Consider the following 1,759-nt stretch of genomic DNA (forward strand, 5'->3'; position numbering starts at 1 on the left):
TCAGATGTCCAATATGTATTGTAGTCCTACAGTTTCTTCAACTTAATTTGTGTATTTTGTCATTGACGGTTTGGGATAAATTTGATATTCTATAGTACGAAGTATGCGAATGCATCTTGGGGGGAAAACGCTATGTATATGAAAGAGGCAGTCGTGAACAACCAGGTCGGCCTACATGCGAGACCGGCCACGTTTTTCATCCAGAAAGCCAACGAGTTCAAGAGCTCCATTTGGGTGGAGAAGGACGAGCGCAGAGTGAACGCCAAGAGCCTGCTGGGTGTGCTCTCTCTGGGCATTGTCAAGGGGACTTCCATCAACCTCATTGCAGACGGCCCCGACGAGAAAGAAGCGGTGGAGGCTCTGATTGAGCTGATCTCCTCCAACTTCTCCGAGTAAGCGAACGAGCGAGAGAAAAAAGCGCCGCGTCTGCGGCGCTTTTTTTGATAGACGGGAGGTGTGGCTTGTGAAGGCGGAGATGACTCCGGAGCCCATCCGGCGGAGCGCCCTGCGCCTGCGGCTGGGCGGGCTGGCCCTGTGCTGGCGCCGCCGCCTGCTGTGGCATACCGGCGGCCTGCGGTTTGCCCGGCCCCGGCCGGAGGTGGAGTGCCTCTACCTGTGGGCGGAGCACGCCACGCCCCTGCTGCGCAGGCTGCGGGGGGAGGACATGGCCCTCCAGCGCAGCAAGGTCACCAACCTGCGCCTGGCGGCGGCCCGGCTGGACGGCCTGACGCTGAAGCCGGGGGAGACCCTCTCCTTCTGGCGGGCCGTGGGCAGGCCCACCCGGCGGAGGGGCTATGTGGAGGGGATGATTCTGCGCAACGGCAGGGTGGCCTCCGGCGTGGGGGGCGGCCTGTGCCAGATGACCAACCTGCTCTACTGGATGACCCTCCACACCCCCCTCACCGTCACCGAGCGGTGGCGGCACGGCTACGACGTGTTTCCCGACTCCAACCGCACCCAGCCCTTTGGCAGCGGGGCCACCTGCTTCTACAACTACATGGATCTCATGGTGCGCAACGACACCCCCGACACCTGGCGGCTGGTGCTCCAGGTGACGGACACCCATCTGGAGGGGGAGTGGCGGGCCGACGGCCCCCAGACCTGCCGGTACGAGGTCTATGAGAAGGAGCACGAGATCCGGGGGGAGTACTGGGGCGGCTTCACCCGGCACAACACCCTGTTCCGCCGGGTGCTGGGTATGGACGGCGCGGAGCTGGGGGAAGAATTCATCACGGAGAACCACGCCATCATGATGTATAACCCCATGCTGGAGGAGACGCCCCCGTAGGGGCGGCCTTTATGGCCGCCCGCCCTGCGGGAGAGATATGCCCGCCGGTACGGCATAAGAAGGGCGGAAAACGCAAAGCCTGTCCGGTAGGGGCGCACGGTGTGCGCCTGCCGGTGCCAGCCCGGTGGAAGGGGGCGGCGGGCCGATGTGGGCATCGGCCCCTACGGTGCCCCTCCTTCGATAGACGCAAAGAAAAGCCCATGCCCATTCTCCCAAACGCACGAGGGGCGTTTGGGGCTCCTAGGGGACGCCGCTGCGCCCAGCGGCAGGGTATGAGAAATCTGGCGGAAAGGAGGACGCGGGCCGATGTGGGCATCGGCCCCTACGAGTCATGACCTTTGACGAATTAAAAGAAAAAGCCCATGCCCATTCCCCAAACGAACGGGTTCGTTTGGGGCCCCCGGAGGATGATTTGACATCCTCGGCGGGAGTGAATCCCGCCTGCGGCGAGGTTTGGCCTGCGGCCAAACG

Annotated in this window: 2 protein-coding genes; both read left to right on the forward strand. The window is 63.0% G+C overall.

The window, feature by feature from the left end; genetic code table 11:
• Positions 1-132: 132 nt before the first annotated feature.
• A complete protein-coding gene (locus HMPREF0372_RS17980) occupies positions 133-396 on the forward strand; it encodes an HPr family phosphocarrier protein (RefSeq protein ID WP_007495691.1) in 264 nt (87 codons plus the stop codon).
• Positions 397-463: 67 nt separating this feature from the next.
• The gene (locus tag HMPREF0372_RS17985) at positions 464-1,288 is read left to right on the forward strand and encodes a VanW family protein (protein WP_174269974.1); all 825 of its coding nucleotides are present in this window, start codon (positions 464-466) and stop codon (positions 1,286-1,288) included.
• Positions 1,289-1,759: the final 471 nt, after the last annotated feature.

Origin of the sequence: Flavonifractor plautii ATCC 29863, assembly GCF_000239295.1 — a bacterium.
GTDB classification, from domain to species: Bacteria; Bacillota; Clostridia; order Oscillospirales; family Oscillospiraceae; genus Flavonifractor; species Flavonifractor plautii.